This window comes from Hyphomicrobium sp. (genome assembly GCF_020852195.1).
Lineage (GTDB): Bacteria > Pseudomonadota > Alphaproteobacteria > Rhizobiales > Hyphomicrobiaceae > Hyphomicrobium_C.
On record NZ_JADZBI010000053.1, the window covers coordinates 1 to 4,507 of the forward strand.

General features: G+C 65.3%; 6 protein-coding genes. 5 read left to right on the plus strand and 1 reads right to left on the minus strand.

From position 1 onward, the window contains the following. Positions 1-11: 11 nt before the first annotated feature. The 4 genes from purC to purQ all read left to right on the plus strand — a co-directional run bounded on the left by purC (position 12) and on the right by purQ (position 2,389). Positions 12-800, plus strand: a complete 789-nt coding sequence (gene purC, locus IT540_RS04175; protein WP_291173726.1) for a phosphoribosylaminoimidazolesuccinocarboxamide synthase — start codon at positions 12-14, stop codon at positions 798-800. 169 nt (positions 801-969) lie between these two features. Continuing rightward, the gene (gene purS / locus IT540_RS04180; RefSeq protein WP_291173711.1) at positions 970-1,212 is read left to right on the plus strand and encodes a phosphoribosylformylglycinamidine synthase subunit PurS; all 243 of its coding nucleotides are present in this window, start codon (positions 970-972) and stop codon (positions 1,210-1,212) included. A gap of 17 nt (positions 1,213-1,229) precedes the next feature. Further along, positions 1,230-1,661 (plus strand): hypothetical protein, encoded by a 432-nt coding sequence (locus IT540_RS04185; protein ID WP_291173714.1) that lies wholly within the window; start codon positions 1,230-1,232, stop codon positions 1,659-1,661. 23 nt (positions 1,662-1,684) lie between these two features. Next, complete coding sequence (gene purQ / locus IT540_RS04190) at positions 1,685-2,389, plus strand: phosphoribosylformylglycinamidine synthase subunit PurQ (RefSeq protein WP_291173717.1); 705 nt, start codon at positions 1,685-1,687, stop codon at positions 2,387-2,389. A 451-nt stretch (positions 2,390-2,840) separates the two neighbouring features. Here the strand turns inward: purQ and IT540_RS04195 are convergent, their stop codons facing one another. Next, the gene (locus tag IT540_RS04195; RefSeq protein ID WP_291173720.1) at positions 2,841-3,242 is read right to left on the minus strand and encodes a hypothetical protein; all 402 of its coding nucleotides are present in this window, start codon (positions 3,240-3,242) and stop codon (positions 2,841-2,843) included. Positions 3,243-3,621: 379 nt separating this feature from the next. Here IT540_RS04195 and IT540_RS04200 point away from each other — a divergent pair. After that, positions 3,622-4,507 (plus strand): AIR synthase related protein (locus IT540_RS04200; protein WP_291173723.1); only part of this gene is annotated, 886 nt, incomplete at its 3' end.

Sequence of the window (4,507 nt, forward strand, 5' to 3'; positions counted from 1 at the left end):
GACCAGGATCGATGAACAAGCGGCGTCGAATCTACGAGGGCAAGGCGAAGGTTCTTTACGAAGGACCGGAGCCCGGCACTCTCAGTCAGCACTTCAAGGACGACGCTACTGCCTTCAACGCGAAGAAGCACGCGCTGATCGAAGGCAAGGGCGTGCTCAACAACCGCATCTCCGAGTACATCTTCCAGCGGCTCGGCGAGATCGGCGTGCCCACGCACTTCATGAAGCGCCTCAACATGCGCGAGCAGCTCATCCGCGAGGTGGAGATCATCCCGCTCGAGGTGGTGGTGCGCAACGTGGCGGCGGGCTCGCTCGCGACGCGGCTCGGCCTCGAGGAAGGCACGCAGCTCCCGCGCTCGATCATCGAGTTCTACTACAAGGCCGACAACCTCAACGACCCGATGGTCTCGGAAGAGCACATCACGGCCTTCGGCTGGGCGACGCCGCAGGAGATCGACGAGATCATGCAGCTCGCGCTGCGCGTCAACGACTTCCTGGTCGGCCTGTTCCTCGGCATCGGCATCCGCCTCGTCGACTTCAAGGTCGAGTTCGGGCGACTGTGGGACAACGAGCAGATGCGCATCGTGCTGGCCGACGAGATCAGCCCCGACTGCTGCCGCCTGTGGGACATCTCCTCGGGCGACAAGCTCGACAAGGACCGCTTCCGCCGCGACCTCGGCGGCGTGCTGGAGGCCTATCAGGAGGTGGCGCGCCGCCTCGGCGTGCTGACCGAGCAGCGTCCGCCCAAGGGCGTGGGCCCGGTGCTCGTGGCGTCGAACCCGACCGGGAAGCCGAACTGACCGTGGGCGACGCCTTCCGTCACCTTGTCATCCCGGCCCAAGCGCGCTAGCGCGAAAAGCCGGGATCCAGACCGGTTTCTTGCGACGTTCGTAGTCGCGGCCCCCTGGGTCCCGGACAAGGCTTCGGCTGACGCCTCGCCTTTCCGGGATGACAACGCTGAGAGGCCCCATGAAAGCCCGCATCAAGATCACCCTCAAACCCGGCGTGCTCGATCCGCAGGGCAAGGCCATTCAGAACGCGCTCGGCGCGCTCGGCTTCGAGGGCGTCAACGACGTACGCCAAGGCAAGTACATCGAGGTCGATGTCGCCGGCATGAGCGAGGAGAAGGCGCGCGAGGCGGTGGACCGCATGTGCCGCGACCTGCTCGCCAACACGGTGATCGAGAACTACAGCTACGAGTTGCAGCCCTGACGATGCCGCGGTCCCGGATGGCAATCTGGCTGGCCAGCATGATCGTACCGGCGGGCGCGGCCGCGCAGGGTGCCGGTCCGCCGACCATCGACTGCGCGCTCGGCTACCATGGCATGCGCGCGGACGTGCAATCGCTCGCGGGCGCGGAATGGAGCCAGGAGGGCGGCTACGAGATCGCAACGCTCGCGGTCCCCGACAGGTGGCGCGTGCAGATCGCCTTCACCGCGCCGGGCCACCCGGCGCATCCGGCAGTCACGCTCAGGACGTTCCGCAAGCAGGTGACGGAGGTGTGGACCGCCGAGAGCAAGGGCTGCGGCTACGGCGACCAGGGCCAGTTCACCATCCTTATGGCAGACATGAAGTCCGGCGACACGGAGCTCACCAACGCGTCGCGGCACGAGGTCGAACGCAGGAAAGAGGGAAAGTCGCCTCTTTCGCCTGCACCCTGAAATACGAACAGGAGAGCCGAAACATGCTGCGCGCTTCCGTCATCGTCTTTCCCGGCTCCAACTGCGACCGCGACGTGAAGACGGCGCTGGAAGCCATCACGGGCTTTCCGGTCAAGATGGTCTGGCACGGCGACGCGACGGTGCCGGCCTCCGATCTCATCGTGCTGCCGGGCGGCTTCTCCTACGGCGACTATTTGCGCTGCGGCGCCATGGCGGCGCACTCGCCCATCATGCGCGACGTGATCGCCAAGGCGAAGGCCGGCACGCCGGTGCTCGGCATTTGCAACGGTTTCCAGATCCTGTGCGAGTCGGGGTTATTGCCCGGCGTCTTGATGCGCAACGCCTCGCTGCGCTTCATCTGCCGCGACGTGCACCTCAAGGTCGAGAGCGACAACACGTTCTTCACCAAATGCTACCGCAAGGGCGAGGTCATCCGGGTGCCGATCGCGCATGCGGAGGGCAATTATTTCGCGGACGACGAGACGCTGGACCGGCTCGAGGGCGAAGGGCGGGTCGTATTCCGCTATTCGGACGCTGAGGGCAACGTCGCGCCCGAGACCGGCCCGAACGGGGCGCAGCGCAACATCGCGGGGATCACCGACCCCACCGGGCGCATCCTCGGCATGATGCCGCATCCGGAGCGGATGTACGAAAAGATGCTCGGCGGCACCGATGGCCGGCGCGTGTTCGAAAGCGCGTTGCTCAACGCCGTGGAGGCGATGGGCTGAGCACCTGACGCCTCCCCACCGCTCGGGGCTCTAGCGCCTCGCGGCGACCTCTCCCGGACTCCCCAAAAGCAAATGGGGACGAACCTTGCGGTCCGTCCCCACTATTCCCCCGGCTTCGCCGGGGTGAGTATCGGTACCCGGCATCTCACCGGGCGGGCCGAACTCAGCGCTGCTTGGAGCCACGGCCCGAAACGGGGCCCTTGGACTGCAGGAGCGCGAGCAACACGGCTTTCATTGGAAGTCTCTCTATGTTGGTGCTTGTCGTGGCCATAGAGATAGTCGACTCCCGGTGCCTCAGCCAGTGCAGGCCTTGCTTGCCAGCAATGCATCCGGCGCAGCGGCGGAATGCCGCCTTCATAAATATGCCAACATCTTCATTGGCTTAACAAGAATGGAGCAGGCTCGCGGCCTGCTCCATATTTGGGCACGACTACCTAGGTAGTCTCTAGACCTACGACTTGTAGGGCGCACGATCGAATACGCGTGCGTTCATGCGCGTGGCACCCGGACCGCAGAAGAACTCCGCGGACTGGCCGGCGCTAGCGTCCACCTGCACGCCCCGGCCAGGGATCACCGGCACGACAAAGCGGGTGCCGGGGCTGTCGAGGCCCGTCTCGCCGCCCGTGACGTCCGCCACGACGACGGTCAGATGGCAGGCGTTGTCCTTGGTCTCGAAGTAGCCGACCGCGTGCTTGCCGCCGATATCGAGGCTCAGGCCTCGCCCGGGCGACATGATCTCGTGCTTGCTGCCCTGGTCGACCTTGGCGGCAGGATCGGCAAATACGGCTCCGGCCGCCAGAACACCCATCACACCCGCTGCTGCAGCAACGGTCTTCCTCGTCGCCTTCAACATGGTTCTCTCCTTCAGATGATGAGAAGCTCAGCGATCGCCGCGGCATGCTCTTGGTGGCCTGCATTCCGGCTTGGACATTCTCTAACACTATGACTCTTCGGAGAGAATTCATGATGCTGCATAGCAGCGGCCGATTTTGTGCAGCGCGTTCCTGTCGCAATGATCCGTTGTCGCACCTGTGATCCGGATCAAGGCGCACGGCCCGTAACCTCCCGGCCGGACGGTGATGCGATGTCACGCCCGTGGGAGAAGTCGCGTCCCCAAGCGACAAGGACCGCACGCGCCGCTATAAGCACCGCAATACACGTACAAACCGCGCTTACAGACAGTAAGCCCCGACTTACATCCACGCCGCTGCGAGACCCGAAGGCCAGGCCTGATGCAGGATACCGCGACCTCCAAGATCACCCCCGAGATCGTAGCAGGACACGGCCTCAAGCCCGACGAATACCAGCGCCTGCTCAAGATCCTGGGCCGGGAGCCGCGCCTCACCGAGCTCGGCATCTTCTCGGTGATGTGGCGCGAGCACTGCTCCTATAAGTCGTCGCGCGTGTGGCTCCGGACGCTGCCGACCTCGGGCGCCAAGGTGATCCAGGGCCCCGGCGAGAACGCCGGCGTCGTCGACCTCGGGGACGGGGACGCGGCCGTGTTCAAGATGGAGAGCCACAACCACCCCTCCTACATCGAGCCCTATCAGGGTGCCGCCACGGGCGTCGGCGGCATCATGCGCGACGTATTCACCATGGGCGCGCGGCCGATCGCGAACCTCAACGCGCTGCGCTTCGGCGACCCCTCCCATCCCAAGACGCGCCACCTCGTGTCAGGCGTCGTGTCCGGCATCGGGGGCTACGGAAACTGCGTCGGCGTGCCCACGGTCGGCGGAGAGGTCAACTTCGATGCCGGCTACAACGGCAACATCCTCGTCAACGCCATGTGCGTCGGTCTCGCCAGGACCGACAAGATCTTCTACTCGGCGGCCAAGGGCGTCGGCCTGCCGGTGGTGTATGTCGGCTCCAAGACGGGCCGCGACGGCATTCACGGCGCGACCATGGCGTCGGCCGAGTTCGACGACAAGAGCGAGGAAAAGCGCCCGACCGTTCAGGTGGGCGACCCGTTCACCGAGAAGCTTCTGATCGAGGCGTGCCTGGAGCTGATGGCGTCGGACGCCATCATCGCCATCCAGGACATGGGCGCGGCGGGCCTGACCTCGTCGTCGTCCGAGATGGCCGACAAGGGCGGCGTCGGCATCACGCTCGAACTCGACC